Origin of the sequence: Pseudomonas sp. FSL R10-0056 (assembly GCF_009600105.1) — a bacterium.
Taxonomy (GTDB): domain Bacteria; phylum Pseudomonadota; class Gammaproteobacteria; order Pseudomonadales; family Pseudomonadaceae; genus Aquipseudomonas; species Aquipseudomonas bubulae.
Map to the genome: position 1 here is coordinate 46,544 of NZ_WIWL01000171.1, position 18,178 is coordinate 64,721.

General features: G+C 60.8%; 15 protein-coding genes. 8 read left to right on the forward strand and 7 right to left on the reverse strand.

Translation table 11 applies throughout. The annotated features are described in order from the left end of the window. Positions 1-193 precede the first annotated feature (193 nt). From fecA to GHO42_RS10270, 3 genes are all read right to left on the reverse strand, one after another. Positions 194-2,530, reverse strand: coding sequence for a TonB-dependent Fe(3+) dicitrate receptor FecA (fecA, locus tag GHO42_RS10260; RefSeq protein ID WP_130871993.1), 2,337 nt, complete (start codon positions 2,528-2,530; stop codon positions 194-196). 226 nt (positions 2,531-2,756) lie between these two features. Next, positions 2,757-3,722 (reverse strand): FecR domain-containing protein, encoded by a 966-nt coding sequence (locus GHO42_RS10265; protein ID WP_178126935.1) that lies wholly within the window; start codon positions 3,720-3,722, stop codon positions 2,757-2,759. Further along, complete coding sequence (locus GHO42_RS10270) at positions 3,719-4,207, reverse strand: sigma-70 family RNA polymerase sigma factor (RefSeq protein WP_153326461.1); 489 nt, start codon at positions 4,205-4,207, stop codon at positions 3,719-3,721. Before GHO42_RS10270 ends, GHO42_RS10265 begins: the two co-directional genes overlap by 4 nt. 182 nt (positions 4,208-4,389) lie before the next feature. Here GHO42_RS10270 and GHO42_RS10275 point away from each other — a divergent pair, with 182 nt between their 5' ends. The 3 genes from GHO42_RS10275 to GHO42_RS10285 all read left to right on the forward strand — a co-directional run bounded on the left by GHO42_RS10275 (position 4,390) and on the right by GHO42_RS10285 (position 8,527). After that, positions 4,390-4,944, forward strand: coding sequence for an RNA polymerase sigma factor (locus GHO42_RS10275; RefSeq protein ID WP_095024916.1), 555 nt, complete (start codon positions 4,390-4,392; stop codon positions 4,942-4,944). After that, positions 4,941-5,927 carry a FecR domain-containing protein gene (locus GHO42_RS10280; RefSeq protein WP_371926136.1) on the forward strand — a complete coding sequence of 329 codons (987 nt, stop codon included), beginning with the start codon at positions 4,941-4,943 and terminating at the stop codon, positions 5,925-5,927. Before GHO42_RS10275 ends, GHO42_RS10280 begins: the two co-directional genes overlap by 4 nt. 182 nt (positions 5,928-6,109) lie before the next feature. Then, positions 6,110-8,527, forward strand: a complete 2,418-nt coding sequence (locus GHO42_RS10285; RefSeq protein WP_153326500.1) for a TonB-dependent receptor — start codon at positions 6,110-6,112, stop codon at positions 8,525-8,527. An 11-nt stretch (positions 8,528-8,538) separates the two neighbouring features. Here the strand turns inward: GHO42_RS10285 and GHO42_RS10290 are convergent, their stop codons facing one another. Then, positions 8,539-9,411, reverse strand: coding sequence for a helix-turn-helix domain-containing protein (locus GHO42_RS10290; protein ID WP_095018219.1), 873 nt, complete (start codon positions 9,409-9,411; stop codon positions 8,539-8,541). A 118-nt stretch (positions 9,412-9,529) separates the two neighbouring features. Between GHO42_RS10290 and GHO42_RS10295 the strand changes: the two genes are divergently transcribed. After that, on the forward strand, positions 9,530-10,426 hold the full coding sequence (locus tag GHO42_RS10295; protein ID WP_095018257.1) for a DMT family transporter: 897 nt from the start codon (positions 9,530-9,532) through the stop codon (positions 10,424-10,426). Between the two features lie 112 nt (positions 10,427-10,538). Here the strand turns inward: GHO42_RS10295 and GHO42_RS10300 are convergent, their stop codons facing one another. Beyond that, the gene (locus tag GHO42_RS10300) at positions 10,539-11,528 is read right to left on the reverse strand and encodes a D-glycerate dehydrogenase (RefSeq protein ID WP_095024913.1); all 990 of its coding nucleotides are present in this window, start codon (positions 11,526-11,528) and stop codon (positions 10,539-10,541) included. A 170-nt stretch (positions 11,529-11,698) separates the two neighbouring features. Further along, the gene (locus tag GHO42_RS10305) at positions 11,699-12,631 is read right to left on the reverse strand and encodes a LysR family transcriptional regulator (protein WP_095001197.1); all 933 of its coding nucleotides are present in this window, start codon (positions 12,629-12,631) and stop codon (positions 11,699-11,701) included. Positions 12,632-12,854: 223 nt separating this feature from the next. On the opposite strand from GHO42_RS10305, the gene GHO42_RS10310 reads away from it, so the two are divergent. The 4 genes from GHO42_RS10310 to GHO42_RS10325 are packed head-to-tail and all read left to right on the forward strand — an operon-like array spanning position 12,855 to position 17,663. Then, complete coding sequence (locus tag GHO42_RS10310; protein ID WP_095018218.1) at positions 12,855-14,366, forward strand: efflux transporter outer membrane subunit; 1,512 nt, start codon at positions 12,855-12,857, stop codon at positions 14,364-14,366. Positions 14,367-14,412: 46 nt separating this feature from the next. Further along, positions 14,413-16,599, forward strand: a complete 2,187-nt coding sequence (locus GHO42_RS10315; protein WP_095001199.1) for an FUSC family protein — start codon at positions 14,413-14,415, stop codon at positions 16,597-16,599. After that, positions 16,589-16,789 (forward strand): DUF1656 domain-containing protein, encoded by a 201-nt coding sequence (locus GHO42_RS10320; RefSeq protein ID WP_016781859.1) that lies wholly within the window; start codon positions 16,589-16,591, stop codon positions 16,787-16,789. The genes GHO42_RS10315 and GHO42_RS10320 overlap by 11 nt, the downstream gene beginning before the upstream one ends. Before the next feature lie 10 nt (positions 16,790-16,799). Next, positions 16,800-17,663: an HlyD family secretion protein gene (locus tag GHO42_RS10325; RefSeq protein ID WP_016781860.1), complete on the forward strand. Its 864-nt coding sequence runs from the start codon at positions 16,800-16,802 to the stop codon at positions 17,661-17,663. A gap of 109 nt (positions 17,664-17,772) precedes the next feature. Here GHO42_RS10325 and GHO42_RS10330 read toward each other — a convergent pair whose 3' ends face one another. After that, complete coding sequence (locus GHO42_RS10330) at positions 17,773-18,168, reverse strand: DUF4440 domain-containing protein (RefSeq protein WP_095018217.1); 396 nt, start codon at positions 18,166-18,168, stop codon at positions 17,773-17,775. Between the last annotated feature and the right edge of the window lie 10 nt (positions 18,169-18,178).

Here is an 18,178-nt window from a genome sequence, read left to right on the forward strand (position 1 = left end):
CTTATATAAGCGTGCTCGTGTGAGGTCTGACGGCCTTGGGTGTACAAAGGTTCATCGTCATCGCTCAGTTACAGTGTTTGGGCCGATGAGCAAATATTTCAAGCACTATTTTCAGGAAGTCTTTCAAGTCGTGACCGGTGTCAGTCTTTGCCTGTAGGAAAAGCCCGCGTGTGCGGGCTTTAGCCAATTTAAATCAAAATGCGACAGAGGTTTGTACATAGAGCGTGCGTGGCTCGCCCACGTATTTGCCCTTGTTGTTGTCGTCAAACGAGCGGGTGTAGTACTCGTGGTTGAGGATATTTTTGACTCCCACAGCCACGTTAAGGTCGGACAGCTGGTGGCCAAAATCATAGCCCACACGGCTGTTGAAGACCATATAGCCTGGGATCAAACCGGTGCTGCCGTCAGCGCTTTCGGCGCGGGTATTAGCGTTGTCGGCGAACTGGTTGCTTTGGAAGGTGCTGTCCAGGTTGGCTTTCCACGGCCCCTCGGTATAGCCGACGCCGATGCTGCCTTTGTTTTTCGAGGAGAACGGCACACGATTGCCTTTGTTCGGCCCGTCTTCGCGGATGGTCGCGTCAACATAGGCATAGGTGGCGTATACGTCGAACCCCGCCAGTACCGGGCTCAGGCCATCCAGCGCGTAGTTGACGCTGGCCTCGATGCCCTGATGACGGGTCTTGCCCCGTGCGATCACCGTGTCGGTGGTTTGGTTGCTGTCGTACTGGTTGTTGAAGTTGATCAGAAATGCGCCGATCTCCGCGCGCAGGTTGCCATTGTCGTAGCGAGTGCCAATTTCCCAGGTGCGCGCTTTTTCCGGTTTTACCTCGCCGCCGGTAACGCGATTGGGCATCTGGCTGTACTGCACGCTGCCGAAGGAGCCTTCGGTATTGGCATACAGATTCCAGCTGTCGGTCACGTGGTACATCACGTTCAGGGCTGGAAGCGGAGTGTTGTAGTCGCCCTTGTATTTGACGTTGGTCAGCAAGTTGGTTTGCTGTTGTTCAATCATTTCGTAGCGAATGCCGGGAGTGAAGGTCCATTTGCCGATGTCGATCTTGTCGTCGATAAAGAATGCATGGGCTTCGGTGGCACCACGGGTGTCGCGGTCATTGCGGCTGTTGGTGGTGGGCAGTTCATTGGCGGCAATCGGCGTGCGGTAGCGCAACTCATGGCCGGCTTCGTTGATATAACGATAACCTGCGCCCACTTCGTGGCTGCTGTTGCCCAGATCAAAGCCCTGGGCTATGCGGGTTTCGATCCCGCGCACCCAATATTCCCGCGGTGACAGCGAGAGGAAGCTGCCCTGGTCCAGATAGCCGCTGCGCAGGGTCTTGGTGAAGAAGCTGTTGACGGTGAATTCACGGCGATCTTCCTGGTAGCGATAGCCAAAGTTGACCAGGGTGCGACGGCCCCAGAACTTGTCGTTCGGGCGGGTCGACTGATACGGGTCAGCCTTGTAGGCCGCGGTGCTCAGGCCGCCGGGCATATCGGCCTCGCCATCGTAGTATTGGGCCATGGCGTGCAGGCTGTTGGCTTCGTCGATCTGATAGTTGCCCTTGAGGATCAGGTCGTCGATGCGTGTGTCGCTATGCTGGCGCCAGTCGCCGCCGCGCACGCCGGAGTACAGCAGGGCGCCGCCGAGGCCGTTGTCGGCGGTGCCGCCGGCCAGCAGGTTGGCGGTTTTCTTGAAGCCATCCTGGGTGGACGATGGGCTGGTTTCGGTTTGCAGGCCGACTTTTACAGTCGGTTCGTCGGGAATGGCGCGGGTTACGAAGTTGACGATGCCGCCGACGTTTTGCGGGCCATACCGCACGGCACCGCCACCGCGAACCACGTCGACGGCGTCCATGTTGCCCATGCTGATGGGGGCAAACGACAACTGCGGTTGGCCGTACGGGGCGAAGGGCACGGGAATGCCGTCCATCAACACGGTGGAGCGGGTTGCCAGGCGTGGGTTTAACCCACGGATACCAAAGTTGAGCGCCATGTCGTGGCTGCCGGTGCCGTTGTTTTCCGGAGCGTTGACGCCGGGGATGCGGTTGAGCACTTCGCGGGCGCTGGTAGCGCCCTGGCGTTCAAACTCTTCGCGACGGATCACGTCGCGGGCGCCGGGGTGTTCGAACACATCGGTTTGCGCCGCGTCGCCGAGCCAGTCACCCACCACGCTGGAAGCGCCCAGCTCAATGCTTGCCGGAGCTGTCGATGTGGTTGCCGGTTGCAGGCTGAATGCCCCCAGGCCTTCAGCGCGGGCTTGCAGGCCAGTGCCTTCAAGCAGGGCCTGCAAGCCTTGTTCTGGATCGTAGGTGCCTTCCAGACCCTTGCTCTGAATACCGCTGGCGGCGGCGGAGCTGAACGAAATCAGCACCCCGGCTTCGCGTCCGAATTGGTTGAGAGCGTTTTCCAGCGATGACGGTGCGATGTGATAAGCCTTGGCGTCGGCAAATGCCATCGGCAGGACGCTGAAACTCAAACTGGCACCTAATAGCAAACGGGCCAGGGACGTGAGGCGGAAGGGCTGAGCGGGCATGAGGGATCCTGTGGGGATGAGAATCGAAGTGGCTTACCTTCTCTGTCACGCCAGATCCGAAATCGGCTCACATTTTTTGAAAATAAAATGCACACCCTTTGTGGGAGCGGGCTTGCTCGCGATTGGATCGCCGTGGTGTGACTGGCAGACCGCGTTGTTGCCATCGCGAGCAAGCCCGCTCCCACAACAAGCTCGCTGCTACAACACGTCCGTTTGCACAGAGCCGTTACACCCGCGCTTCAACCGTTACCCAATAGCGGGTAAAGCGCTTGATTCGCACTGGCAAGCTGACGGCAAGCAGGTCCAGCACGCGTTCGCTGTCGTCCACCGGGTAGGTGCCGGAGATCAGCAGGTCGGCGACTTTTGGGTCGCAGTTGAGCTGGCCCCGGCGATAGCGGCCCAGTTCGACGAGAAAATCCGCCAGGCGCATATGCGCAGCAACCAGCATGCCGTCGGTCCACGCACCGCACCCCGCATCCAGAGGGCGCGGGGTGTTCCAGGCCAGGCGGGTGAAGCTCAGTTGCTGGTGCGGCTCAACCCACAATGCACTACCCGTATGCGCCGTTGGCATCAACGCAACCCGGCCCTCGAACACGGCGATTTCAGTGCGGTCGCCAAATTGGCGCACATTCAGGCGCGCCGCCTGGGGTTGCACGGTGCCTTGGGCGGTACGCACCAGCAGTGGGCGAGAATCCCGGGCGGCAGTCAGCAGCATTTCGCCTTCGAGCAGGCGGATGACTCGTTGCTGGGCATCGAATTTCACATCCACCGCGCTGGCGGTGTTGAGCTGGAGCTGGCTGCCATCATGCAACTGCAGGTTGCGCCGCTGGCCTACCGGTGTGCTGAAATCTGCCAGCAGCGGGTTGACGGGCAACTGCTCGCGCAGGCCCCAGGTCAATGCCGAGCCTGCGCCTAAAAGCAGCAACAGCTTCAATGCCTGACGGCGGCTGCTGCTTTTGGGCGCGTTCAGGGCCGCATGGGCCAGTGGCGACGACAAACCGCGCAAGCGCTGGTTGATGCGCTGGATATGCTCCCACGCCCGCTGGTGTTCAGGATGGGCGTGTAACCATTGCTCCCAGGCCTGCTGGCGCCTGGGACTGAGCGCACCGCCCTGCATTTCGACCAGCCAGCTGACTGCTTGCTCGGCCACCGCCGTGCCGATGTCGGGCGGTGCATTGAAGGCACCGTTCACAGGGCGAAGTAGCAACGCAGGGCTGCCTTGCTCAAATGACGTTTGACCGTGGCAATCGAGATACCCAGTTGAGCGCCGATTTCTGCGTAGCCCAGGCCATCGACCTGAGCCAGTAAAAAGGCCCGTTTGACCGGGGAAGGCAGGCCGTCGAGCAATTGATCGAGCTCCATCAGGGTTTGCAGAATGATTGCGCGTTCTTCTTCACTGGGGGCAACCTGTTCGGGCAGGTCAGCCAGGGCCTGCAGGTAGGCGCGCTCCAGATCCTGGCGGCGATAGTGATTGAACAGCACGCGCTTGGCGACCACGGTCAAAAACGCCCGGGGTTCGCCAGGGGGCGGGGTTTCGCGGGCGGTCAGCAGCCGCATGAAAGTGTCCTGGGCCAGGTCGGCGGCATTCTGCGGGCAGCCGAGCTTGCGCCGTAACCATCCCGTGAGCCAGCTGTGGTGGTCCTGATACAGAACCTCGACGATGTTTGACTGCGACAACGACCACTCCGGCTGCGCTGAATAACGCTTTAGAGAACAAGAATTGTTCGCATTGTAGGGGTGGCTTTATGCATTGAGCAATCACCACTTATCAAGGGCGGTCGCGCAGCCCGTCATCTGCTTTTGCATATGAGAATATTTATCATTAGTATCGCTTTCCTTTTGCCTGCGCATCGATCTCCATGACCCCACCCGAACTCAAGGATGGCCCTACCAGCGAACCGCGCCAGGGACGAGCGCATTTCCTGCAGGTGTTTCTTAGCCAACGTCCGCAGATGGAAGCGCTGGTGAGCCGCCGCGTGGGCTGCCGGGCTACGGCCGCGGATCTGGTGCAGGATTTGTTTTTGCGGTTTTGGCGGCGGCCGTTGGTGCAGGTTGAAGAGCTGAGCACCTATCTGCTGCGCTGTGCGGGCAATATCGCCATCGACCATTTGCGCAGCGAAGGTACGCGCGAGCGGGTCAGCCATCACTGGCAGCCTGAACCGGACGCCAGAAGCTGCGAGCCCCAGGCCGCTCTGGAAGCCGGAAATGACTTGCGCCAGGTCGAGGCGGCATTGCGCAGCCTGCCCGAGCGCACACGGCATATCTTTTTGCTCAACCGTATTCACGGTCGCACCTATGCCGAGATCGCCAAGGTCATGGGCGTGTCGCAAAGTGCTGTCGAAAAACACATGATGCGTGCCCTGGAGGCCTGCAAGGCCAGTCTGCGTGAGCCGCCATCAGGGGCAGCATTGTGAACCGTCATTCGAGAGTTGCCGTGACAGCCGAGCAAGAGCGTGCCGCGTTGGACTGGCTCAGTGTGCTGCACGACCGGCCCGACAGTGGCGATCAGGCCACCTTCAGTCGCTGGCTGCAGGCTGACCCTGCCCATGCCGAGGCCTATGCCCAGGCGCAGGTGGTGTGGGAGCTGAGTGAAGTGGCGGCCAGTACCCTGGCTGACGAGGAGTCGCTGGCCCTTCAGCGATACCTGTCGGCTATGGATACATCCCGGCGCGGTCGCCTGCGGCATTGGGCCGGTGGGTTGGCCATTGCTGCATGCCTGCTGCTGATGGTCGGTGTATTTGCCGGTTGGCAACCGGCGCGCTGGGTGGACGATCTGGGCGCGGACTATGTGAGCGCGCCTGGGCAAGTGCGCACTGTGGTGCTGGCCGATCAAACGCAGGTCACGCTGGATGCCGACAGCGCCATTGCGGTGAACTTCAGTGGTGGTGAACGCCATGTGCAATTGCGCCGTGGTGTGGCCTTCTTTCACGTCACCCATACCGGCGCGCCCTTTGTGGTAGATGCCGACGGCGGTGAAGCGCGGGTCCTGGGCACCGAATTTGAGGTGCGCCTGCAACCGGGCGGGGCGCAAGTCACGGTGTTGTCCGGGCGGGTAGGGGTCAAGGCTGGCAAGGATTCGGCTCAGCAGATTCTTACTGCCGATCAGCAAATTGCCTACGACGCTGGGGTTACCGATGCCGTGCATCACGTTGACAGCCAGAGCCGTCTGGGCTGGCGCTCGGGCTGGTTGAGCTATTACAAAACCCCGCTGGCTGATGTCGTGGCCGATCTCAGGCGTTATTACCCGGGGCAGATTGTGTTGCTCAACAGCCAGTTGGGTGCCAGGAAAATCAGCGGCAGTTTCCCCAGCCAGGACCCGCAAGCCGTGCTCAATTCGTTGCAGGGCGTGCTCGGATTTGAGCAGCACAGCGTGTTAGGGCTGATTGTGTTGCGTTGACGCGCCCTCCACATATCCCTGTGGGAGCGGGTTTGCTCCCTCCGTTTTCCCACAGGCGGTCTGTGGCGTCATCGCGGATTTTTTTTCATTGCGTGGTGAGGTAAACCCCGGCCCAATCCGTGTAGTGCTTGAAAATGCGAAAAATTCGTATTCCGTATCAGGTCAACACACAGGTCATGAGCATGAAGTCCAGGGCAAGTTCGGTGAAACAGTGGTTGGGAGCTTCTGCATTCGTGATGGCCGGGTTGGCGCTAAACCCGCTTTATGCGGCCATGGCTGCCGAGGCGCCGCAACAGCAGGCCGAAGCCTTGTTCGATTTCAACCAGCCGGCGAAACCTCTGCCCCAGGCGCTCAACGACTTTTCCCGGCTGACCGGCCTGAGCGTGGTCTACACCGATGAAGCCCCCTTTGGCCTGCAAGCTCCGGCGATCAAGGGACGCATGAGTGCCGGGCAGGCTTTGCAGCAGTTGCTCGCGCAGTCTGGCTTCAATGGGCGGCGTACCGACGCCAACACTTTTGCCCTGGAACCCCAGCCCACCGCAGGCGCCCTGAACCTAGGGGCCACCAGCATTACCTCGCTGGCCTCAACCGACACCAGCTACCAGCCACCAGCCACCACTTCGGTGATGCGCGGCACGGGCTCATCCATGGAAGTGCCGCAAACCATCAATGTGGTTGCCGCCCAGGTGATTCGCGACCAGGCGCCGCGCAATCTGGATGATGCCCTGAACAATGTCAGCGGCATCACCCAGGGCAACACGCTTGGCAGTACCCAGGACTCGGTGATGAAGCGCGGCTTTGGTGACAACCGTGACGGTTCGATCATGCGCGACGGTATGCCGCTGGTGCAGGGCCGGGCGATGAACGCTACCACCGAACGGGTCGAAGTGCTCAAGGGGCCGGCCTCGTTGCTCTACGGGATTCAAGATCCGGGTGGTGTCGTCAACGTGGTCAGCAAAAAGCCGCAGCTGGAGCAGTACAACGCGGTGACGGTGCGTGGGTCAACCTACGGTTCGGGTAAAAACGGCGGCGGTGGCAGCCTCGACAGCACCGGCCCGCTGGGTGATTCGGGGCTGGCCTACCGGATGATCATCGACCATGAAGATGAAGATTACTGGCGCAATTTCGGTGTGCATCGCGAAACCCTGATCGCGCCGTCGCTGGCCTGGTACGGCGACAACACCCAAGTACTGCTGGCGTACGAACACCGCGAATTCCTGACCCCCTTCGACCGTGGCACGGCCATCAATCCGGCGACCAACCATCCGCTGGACATTCCGGCCACGCGCCGCCTGGACGAGCCGTTCAACAATATGGAAGGGCGCTCGGACCTGTACCGCCTTGAAGTCGATCACGACCTCAACGACGACTGGAAAGCCCATTTCGGCTACAGCTGGAACCGCGAAACCTACGACGCCAGCCAGGTTCGGGTTACCAAGGTCAACTCCGACGGCACCCTGACGCGAAAAATGGACGGCACCAAAGGCGCCATCACCACCGACCGTTTCAGCACCTTCAGCTTGCAGGGCAAGGTTCAGGCCGCTGGTATGCAGCATGACCTGGTGTTTGGCGTGGACGACGAGTACCGCAAAATCTATCGCGCCGAGCTGATCCGCCAGGACAGCCAGTCCACCTTCAATTACGAAAACCCGGTGTATGGCAATGAAGTCGCCGGTACCACCGTGAGCGCCAGTGACAGCAACCAGACCGACCTGCTGCGCAGCGACTCGTTGTTTGCCCAGGACTCGATCCACCTCACCGACCAATGGATTCTGGTGGCGGGCGCACGCTTTCAGAAGTACGACCAACTGGCGGGCAAAAGCATTCCGTTCAAGGCCAGTACCGATACCAACGGGGTGAAATGGATCCCGCGGGCCGGGCTGGTATACCGCTACACCGATGAACTGTCGTTCTATGGCAGCTACACCGAATCGTTCAAGCCCAACTCCTCGATCGCTCCGCTGACGGGCGGCGTGGTACTGGACTCCTCCATCGCACCGGAGCAGTCAAAATCCTGGGAACTGGGGGCCAAGCTGGATATCCCGGGCCGTATCACTGGCACCCTGGCCTTGTACGACATCAAAAAGCGCAATGTGCTGGTGTCCTCCACGGTGGACGATGTCACCGCATATTCGGCCGCGGGTGAAGTTCGTTCCCGGGGCCTGGAACTGGACGTCAGCGGCCAGTTGACGGACCAGTGGAGCCTGATCGGCAGCTATGCCTATACCGATGCCGAGGTGACCAAAGACACCACCTACCAGGGCATGCGTCTGCAGAACGTGGCCAAGAACAGCGGTTCGCTGTCGGCGGTCTATGACTTTGGCAGCATCGTGGGCGGTGACAAGCTACGCGTTGGCGCAGGCGCGCGCTATGTGGGCGAACGGGCGGGGGATGCCCTGAACGACTTCGATCTGCCGGGTTACACCGTGGCCGATGCCTTTGCCACCTACGACACCAAGGTTGAGGGGCAAAAGGTCAAATTCCAGGTCAACGTCAAAAACCTTTTCGACCGCACTTACTACACCTCGGCGGCCAGCCGCACCTTCGTCTCGATTGGCGATGCCCGGCAACTCACATTTTCCAGCACTCTGGAGTTCTAAGGCCGCCAGGGTTACCTGAACACCGCCCGAAACTCCCCCGGCGTGCCGCCCAGGCTTTGCTTGAAGCGGTTGGCGAAGTGGCTGGCGCTGGCGAAGCCACAGGCCAGTGCAACATGGCCCAACGCCAGTGTGCTGTTGCGCAGCAGGTCGCGGGCGCGGGCCAGGCGGCGGGCCAGCAGGTATTGATGGGGCGGTACGCCAAAGCTTTCGCGGAACATGCGGGCAAAGTGGTAAGGCGATAGCGCGCACTGCGCTGCCAACTGGCCGATGTTCAGCGGTTCGGCCAGCCGGTGCTCGATGTATTCCACCAGTTGGCGGCGCTGATAGGCCGCCAGCCCGCCCTTGAGTTGCAGCCCGTCACGCAGCCCCACCTGGGTCAGTACGGCATGGTCGAGCAGGGCGCTGGCCAGGCTGCTGGTGAGCAGGCGTTCGGCGGGCTCGTCCCAGTTGGTCTGGATCAGTTGATGAAAGCGGCGGGTTTGCTGTTCGTCATCCTGAAAGGTCAGTTCCCGCAATTGCATCTCCCGGGGTTCGCGGTCGAGCAGGGCGATGCAGCCCAGGGCTAATTGCTCCTGGCTGACATACACATGGGCCAGGCGTATTTCGCCATTGATCACCCACGCCGATTGATGATCGGCGGGCAGCACGCAGAGCTTGCCCGGTGAGCCCTTGGCGCCCGGTTGCTCGCGTCTGAAAGTACCGGTGCCGCCGGAGATATAGCACGACAAGGTGTGGTGCGTCGGTGCTTCATACTCACGGGCATCGTGGTGGTTGGTCCACACAGCAGCGGCCATGCCCTCACCCAGCTCGGCACTGTGCACCAGACGGGCATTGGGCGAGCTGTTCATGGACTGGAAGACTTGCAGGGTATCGAATGCGGGCATGCTCGCATCCTACTCCGTCGCACTGCGGCTGCCAGCCCCGACCCCACAAAAGCGCAAGAATCTGCAAGTGCGGCCCAGGCAGCGGGCCCAGACTGAAGGCCATTGTCTGGAGTGCGCCATGAACCTGTTTTTATATGTAATGACTGTCTTGATCTGGGGCACCACCTGGATCGCCCTGAAATTGCAATTGGGGGTGGTGGCGATACCGGTGTCCATCGTTTACCGCTTTGGTCTGGCGGCGTTGGTGCTGTTTGCCGTGCTGTTGCTCAGCCGCAAGTTGCAGGTGATGAACAGGCGCGGGCATCTGATTTGCCTGGCCCAGGGGTTGTGCCTGTTCTGTGTCAACTTCATGTGTTTCTTGACCGCCAGCCAGTGGGTGACCACAGGCCTGATCGCGGTGGTGTTTTCTACCGCCACATTGTGGAATGCGCTGAATGCGCGGATTTTCTTCAAGCAGAAAATCGCCCGCAACGTGATCGCCGGCGGTGCCCTGGGCATGCTCGGGCTGGGCCTGTTGTTCTGGCCGGAATTGAGCGGGCATGCCGCCACACCGCATATTGCCCTCGGACTGGGGCTGGCGTTGATCGGCACCCTGTGTTTTTCGGCGGGCAACATGCTGTCCAGCCTGCAACAGAAAGCCGGGCTCAAGCCGCTGACCACCAATGCCTGGGGCATGCTGTATGGTGCCAGCATGCTGGCGGTGTACTGCGCGCTAAGGGGTATCCCGTTCGAAATGGAATGGAACACGCGCTATATCGGTTCGCTGTTGTACCTGGTGATACCGGGCTCGGTGATCGGCTTTACCGCGTACCTGACCCTGGTCGGGCGCATGGGGCCGGAGCGCGCGGCCTATTGCACGGTGTTGTTCCCGCTGGTGGCGCTGAATGTGTCGGCCTTTGCCGAAGGCTACCAGTGGACCCCCCCGGCGTTGGCCGGGTTGGTGCTGGTGATGCTGGGTAACGTGCTGGTGTTTCGCAAACCCAAGCCGGTGGCATTGAACGCCAAGCTGGCGTGAGTCTGTAACCCCCTGTGGGAGCGGGCTTGCTCGCGATGGCAGCGACGCGGTGTATCAGTCACACCTCGGCGATCCAATCGCGAGCAAGCTCGCTCCCACAACAGACCTTGCCTCAGCCCTTGAACACCTGCGGGTTGACCAGGTCTTGCGGGCGTTCGCCCAGCAGGGCGCTGCGCAGGTTGGCCAGGGCGCGGTTGGCCATCGCCTCACGGGTTTCGTGGGTGGCCGAGCCGATATGGGGCAGGGTCACGGCGTTTTTCAACGCGAACAAAGGTGATTCGCTCAGCGGTTCTTTCTCGTAAACATCCAGGCCAGCACCGCGAATGGTGCCGTTTTGCAGGGCTTCGATCAGTGCCGGTTCGTCGACCACCGGGCCACGGGAGATATTCACCAGAATAGCGCTCGGCTTCATCAGCTTGAGTTCGCGCTGGCTGATCAGATGCCGGGTTTTCTCGCTCAATGGCACCACCAGGCAGACGAAATCCGCTTCGGCCAGCAACTGGTCGAGGCTGCGAAATTGCGCGCCCAGCTCTTGCTCAAGTGCGGTCTTGCGGCTGTTGCCGCTGTACAGGATTGGCATGTTGAAACCCAGCCGGCCACGACGGGCAACGGCTGCGCCGATATTGCCCATGCCGACGATACCCAGGGTCTTGCCGTAGACATCGCTGCCGAACAGGGCGGGTGGCACGCTGGCTTGCCATTGGCCGGCCTTGGTCCAGGCGTCCAGCTCGGCGACCCGACGGGCGCTGCTCATGATCAGGGTAAAACCCAGGTCGGCGGTGCTTTCGGTCAGCACGTCCGGGGTATTGGTGAGCATGATGCCGCGTTCGTTGAAGTAGTCGACATCGTAGTTGTCGTAACCCACCGAGACGCTGGAGACGACCTCAAGCTGCCGGGCATGTTCCAGCTGCTTGCGCCCCAGTTTGCGGCCGACGCCGATCAGACCGTGGGCGTGGGGCAGTGCCTCTTCGAATTGGGCGTTGATATCGCCCAGCTTGGGGTTGGGCGCGATGACGTTGAAATCCTGTTGCAGGCGCTCGATCATCTCGGGGGTGACGCGGCTGAAGGCAAGTACGGTTTTCTTGGTGCTGGAAAGGCTCATCTGAACAAGACTCATCGGCTGTCGGGAATGTAAGCACGCTAACATTCTCGCCCGCCCGCTGCCAATCCTTGACCTGTGGGAGCGGGCTTGCTCGCGATTGGATCGTCGGGGTGTGGCAGATACACCGCGTTGTAGCAATCGCGAGCAAGCCCGCTCCCACAAAATCGCAATCAGCTATAGGTGGCCAGTTCAGTCTGATGCGCCGCCAGAATTTCCGGCAGCGAGCTTTTCAAGTATTCGACCCAGGTCTTGATCTTGGCATCCAGGTACTGGCGCGACGGGTAGATGGCGTACAGGTTCAGTTCCTGGGAGCGGTACTTGGGCAGCATGCGCACCAGCGTGCCGTTGCGCAGGCCTTCGATGGCGGCGTACACCGGCAGCACGCCGACACCCATGCCGCTGGTGATCGCGGTTTTCATCGCGTCGGCCGAGTTGACCAGAAACGGCGAAGAGTTGATCAGCACCATTTCCTGGCCTTCCGGGCCTTCAAACACCCATTTGTCCAATGCAATCACCGGGCTGACCAGGCGCAGGCAGGAATGGTTGAGCAGGTCGCTGGGCTTGGTTGCCGTGCCATTGGCTTTCACATAGCCGGGCGATGCACAGACGATGCTGTAGGTGATGCCCAGGCGCTGGGACACAAAACCCGAGTCCGGCAGCTCGCTGGCCAGCACGATGGACACGTCGTAGCCCTCGTTGAGCAGGTCCGGCACGCGGTTGGCCAGGGTCAGGTCGAAGGTCACGTCGGGGTGGGTCTTGCGGTAGCGGGCAATGGCGTCGATCACGAAGTGCTGGCCGATGCCGGTCATGGTGTGCACTTTCAATTGCCCGGCTGGGCGCGAGTGGGCGTCGCTGGCCTCGGCTTCGGCTTCTTCAACGTAGGCCAGGATTTGCTCGCAGCGCAGTAAATAGCGTTTGCCGGCTTCGGTCAGGGCGATGCGGCGGGTGGTGCGGTTAAGCAGGCGTGTTTGCAGGTGGGCCTCAAGGTTGGAGACCGCGCGCGAGACGTTGGCAGTGGTGGTGTCCAGCATGGCGGCAGCGGCCGTGAAACTTCCGGCTTCGGCCACACAACTGAAGGCGCGCATGTTTTGCAAAGTGTCCATGAAGTGCTCTCAAGGGGCGATATAGGGGACAGCAACCAATTACACAGCAACAAATTGTGACATGAAGTTTCAGGCTTTACAGGCCGCTTTTCATTCGACCAACGGATTATCCCAAGAACGGTAATAAAGATTCACATTTATGCCCGCTTATCGTTGTGCCTGCCAAGTCATAGACTTCTCTATCTCAAGCCTCATCCTCCCTCCTTTTCAGGAATTTGCAGCAGTGCAGCGTCGCATCAGCAGAGAGCTTAAAGCCCTCAGTGTTCTGGCTTTATCGTTAGCATTAAACGGCTGCATTGGTTTTGGTGGCATCGCGCCCAAGGGCAGCATGCTTCCCGCCAATACGCTGGCCACCGACGAGGCGATTCAAAGCGCCGCGAAAGACGCGAACTGGCCCAAAGCCCAATGGTGGCACGCTTATGGCGACCCGCAACTGGATGAGTGGATCAGCCTTGCCGTACAGGGTAGCCCAACGATGGCAATGGCTGCAGCCCGTGTGCGTCAGGCCAGAGCCATGGCCGGGGTTGCCGAGTCGGCCGAGTCGCTGCAAATCAACGCAGATTCGACGCTCAAACGGCACAACTGGCCCTCGGACCAATTCTATGGCCCGGGTGCATTGGACAACTCCACAACCTGGGACAACAACGCCGCGCTGGGCTTCAGCTTTGCCCTGGACTTGTGGGGCCGCGAAAGCAATGCCACAGAGCAGGCCGTGGACATGGCGCACATGAGTGTGGCCGAAGGTCGTCAGGCCCAGCTCGAACTGCAGAACAACGTGATTCGTGCCTATATCCAACTGTCGCTGCACTACGCCCAGCTCGATATCGTCGAATCGACCCTGCACCAGCAAGAACAGATTCTCGATCTGGCGCAAAAGCGTCTGGACGGCGGTATCGGCACCCATTTTGAAGTCAGCCAGGCGCAGGCGCCGCTGCCCGAGATTCATCGCCAGATTGACGCCCAGGAAGAAGAAATCGCCTTGACCCGCAACCAGTTGTCGGCGCTGGCCGGCAAGGGCCCGGGGGAGGGTGCACGCCTCAAGCGACCAACCCTCGCCCTGGCCACTGCACTGAAACTGCCGTCGAGCCTTCCTGCTGAACTGCTGGGACAGCGTCCTGATGTGGTTGCCAGCCGCTGGGAAGTGGCAGCCCAGGCCCGCGGCATCGATGTGGCGCACGCCGGTTTCTACCCCAACGTAGACCTGGTGGGCAGCATCGGCTTTATGGCCACCGGTGGTAGCGCGCTGGGTTTTCTGACCGGCAAGAAGCTCAACTACAACGTTGGCCCGGCCATTTCGCTGCCGATCTTCGATGGCGGTCGCTTGCGCTCGGAACTGGGCGTGGCCTCTGGTGGCTATGACATGGCCGTGGCCAAGTACAACCAGACCCTGGTGACTGCGCTCAAGGGCATTTCCGATCAGTTGATCAAGCGCGAGTCGATGGAAAAACAGCAGGTCTTTGCCGCCGAGTCGGTGCAGGCCGCGCAAAAAACCTACGACATCGCCGTGGTCGCGTTCCAGCGTGGTCTGACCGACTACCTCAACGTGCTCAATGCACAAACCCTGCTGTTCAAGCAGCAGCAGATCCAGCAGCAGGTCCAGGCCGCCCGCCTGAGCGCCCACGCCGAGCTGGTGACGGCGCTGGGTGGCGGCCTTGGTGCTGGCAACGATGTGCCCAGGGACGATCGCTATGTGCCCGACAAACCGCCGGCCGTCATGGCGCTGTTCAACCACTGAACCTGACCACCAATCCCCCTCGATGGCTAATTTTGAGAGCCTGTAGATGAACCACTTGCCCGCCCCGGTACGCTGGCTGTATTCCCTGGAATGGCGCCGTGGCTTTTTTGACTGGGCACGCAGCGATGGCGTGACCTGGGTGCATATTTTCAAAGTGCTGGTCGCCGCCTTTCTGACCCTGTGGCTGGCCATGCGCCTTGAGCTGCCGCAACCGCGCACCGCCATGATCACTGTCTTTATCGTGATGCAGCCGCAAAGCGGCCAGGTGTTCGCCAAAAGCTTTTACCGGTTTTTGGGCACCCTGACCGGCTCGGCGGTAATGGTGGCGCTGATCGCCCTGTTCGCGCAGAACACCGTGCTGTTTCTCGGTGCGATGGCGATCTGGGTGGGCATCTGCTCCGCCGGTGCTGCTCGCTGCCGCAACTTCCGTGCTTATGGTTTTGTGCTGGCCGGTTACACCGCTGCAATGGTCGGCCTGCCTGCCCTGGCCCACCCCGATGGCGCCTTTATGGCCGCGGTGTGGCGGGTGCTGGAGATCTCGCTGGGCATTCTCTGCTCCACCGTGGTCAGCGCTGCGATCCTGCCCAAAACGGCTGGCGCAGCAATGCATGACGCGCTGTACAAACGCTTTGGCGTATTTGCCGGTTTTGTTGCCGAAGGCCTGCGTGGCCAGTCCTCCCAGGAGGCCTACGAGGCCAGCAACGTGCGTTTTATCGGTGAAAGCGTGGGCCTGGAAGGCATGCGCAGCGTGACCGTATTTGAAGACCCGCATATGCGTCGTCGCAGTGGCCGCCTGAGTCGTTTGAACAGCGAGTTCATGGCCATTACTACGCGCTTCAATGCCTTGCACCAGTTGCTTGCACGTTTGCGCAGCCGTGGTGTGGTGGACGTAGTGTCGGCCATCGAGCCGGAGCTGGAGATCCTGGCGCAGTTGCTCGACACCTATGCCGGTCGCTCGTTGACGGATAAAGACGCGGCCTTGCTCGCCGAGCAACTGGATGCCTTCAAGGCGAGCCTGCCAGGGCATGTGCGTGCGTTACGGGTCAGGTTTCTGCAAAGCGAACCCAGCCCGTCTGACTTCCTCGACTTCAACACCGCCTACGAGCTGCTGTTCCGCTTTGTCGACGACCTGCACAACTACGCGCTGACCCACGCCTCGCTGGCCGATCACACCCACGAACGGGAGCGTTGGGACCAACCGTTTATTTCGCAGACCAACTGGTGGTCGGCGGCCGCTTCCGGGATTCGGGCAGCGTTTATCCTGGCCGTGCTCGGCACCTACTGGGTGATGACCGCCTGGCCCAGCGGCGCCATGATGACCCTGATCGCCGCCGCCACGGTGGGCTTGTCGGCAGCCACGCCCAACCCCAAACGCATGGCTTTTCAGATGGCCTGCGGGACCTTCCTGGGGGCGTTGATCGGCTTTGTCGAAATGTTTTTCGTGCTGCCTCATATCGACGGTTTCCCGCTGTTGTGTCTGGTGCTGACGCCGGTGATCGTGCTCGGTTCGTTCCTCACGTCGCGGGCCAATTACGCGGGTGTCGGCCTGGGCTTGCTGATTTTTTTCAGCACCGGCTCGGTCCCCGACAACCTGACGATCTACAACCCGTACCAGTTCATCAACGACTACATCGCGATGGTCATGGGCATGCTGGTCTGTGCGGCTGCCGGCGCGATTATCCTGCCGCCCAACAGCCGCTGGTTGTGGAGCCGTCTGGAGCAGGATCTGCGTGAACAGGTGGTGTATGCCATCAGTGGCAAGTTACGTGGTCTGAGCTCCAGCCTGGAAAGCCGTACCCGTGACCTGATGCATCAGGCTTACGGCCTGGCCGCCGGCAAGCCGCAGGTGCAACGCCAATTGCTGCGCTGGATGTTTGTGGTGCTGGAAGTCGGCCACGCAATTATCGAGCTGCGCAAGGAGCAGGCGATCCTGCCGGTTCACCCGGCGTATGCCGAGGCCCAGCCGTGGCGCCAGGCCATCCGGGTCATGGGCCGGGCGCTGGTGCGGCTGTTTATCGCCCCCAGCGAAAGCAACCTGGAGCGCGCGCTGATTGCCGTCGATCACGCCATCAGCCGCGTGCAGTCTACCGACGAACCCTTTGCCCGCAACTTCGATACCTCGGCGTTGGTGCGGGTGCAAAGCTACCTGCATTTTATTCGTACATCACTGCTTGACCCGCAATCGCCGCTGGCCGCTTATGCCCAGCCGCAAGGACTTGAACATGCCTCGTGAAATCGCCTTCCACGGCGTCTACATGCCCACCATGACCCTGATGTTTTTTATCGCGGCGGGGTTGGCATGGGGCTTTGACCGACTGTTTTCCGGCTACGACCTGTACCGCTTCTTCTGGCACCCGGCGCTGCTGCGCCTGAGCCTGTTTGCTTGTCTTTTTGGCGCCATGGCGCTCACTGTTTACCGTTGAGACCGATCCGATGAAAAAGTTCTTCAGCCTGCTTGCCACCTTGCTGGTTTTGGCCCTTGCGATATGGATCGGCCGAACCCTGTGGGAACATTACATGAACACCCCGTGGACCCGTGATGGACGGGTGCGGGCCGATATCATCAACGTCGCGGCCGACGTCAACGGCTATGTGGTCGGCGTGCCGGTCAAGGACAACCAGTTGGTGAAAAAGGGCGACGTGCTGCTGGAAATCGACCCTGAGCACTACGAAATCATGGTCAAGCAAGCCCAGTCGCTGGTGGCCTCCCGCAAGGCAACTTGGGAAATGCGCAAGGTCAACGCCCATCGTCGGGCTGACATGGACAGCCTGGTGATTTCCCGCGAGAACCGTGACGACGCCAGCAACATCGCCGACTCGGCCCTGGCCGACTATCAGCACGCCCTGGCGCAGCTGGACGCGGCGCAGCTCAACCTCAAGCGCACCAAGGTCCTGGCCACGGTCGATGGTTACGTGACCAACCTCAATGTGCATCGCGGCGACTATGCGCGGGTGGGTGATCCGAAAATGGCCGTGATCGACCAGGATTCGTTCTGGGTCTATGGCTTCTTTGAAGAAACCAAACTGCCGCATATCCGCGTGGGCGACAAAGCCGACCTGCAAATGATGAGCGGTGAAGTGTTGAAGGGCCACGTTGAAAGCATCTCGCGCGGTATCTACGACCGCGATAACCCCGAAAGCCGTGAGCTGGTAGCTGACGTTAACCCGACGTTCAACTGGGTGCGTCTGGCCCAGCGGGTACCGGTGCGGATCCATATTGACGAGATCCCCGATGGCTTCCTGCTGGCCGCGGGTACGACCTGTACGGTGATCGTGGATCAGGGCAAGGCCGAGTAAAGTTAATGCGGGAGCGGGCTTGCTCGCGATGGCCTCGACGCGGTTTAACTGAAACACCGCAGTGACGGCATCGCGAGCAAGCCCGCTCCCACAAGCGCGAGGCCGGGGTTCAAGCCGCGCAAAACGTCTCGTGCAAATGCCGCCACAGTATCTTGCCGTCGGCGTCTTTCTCGAATACCACGGTGGCGCGGCGGTCGGTGCGGTTGCCGTTGTGTTCCTCCTGCAGCTCGCGGTAGCTGACTACTGCACCACCTGGATGCAGGGCAATGCCCTTGAACTCGCTGAGGGTTATGTTCAGGCCCGGGCGCGCACCGCGCAGTTGTTCAAACAGTGTTTCTACGCCGTTGGCGTCCAGCACGTTGCCGCTGGGGGCAATCATCGAGAACTGCGGCGAAAACCGCGCCAGCAATACCGGCAGCACGCCGGGTTCCAGACCGGAAAACCAGCCTTCAATTTCGACGTGGGTTTCGCTTACCAGGTCGAAGTAGCGCTTATAGTCACTCATCAAAATCTCC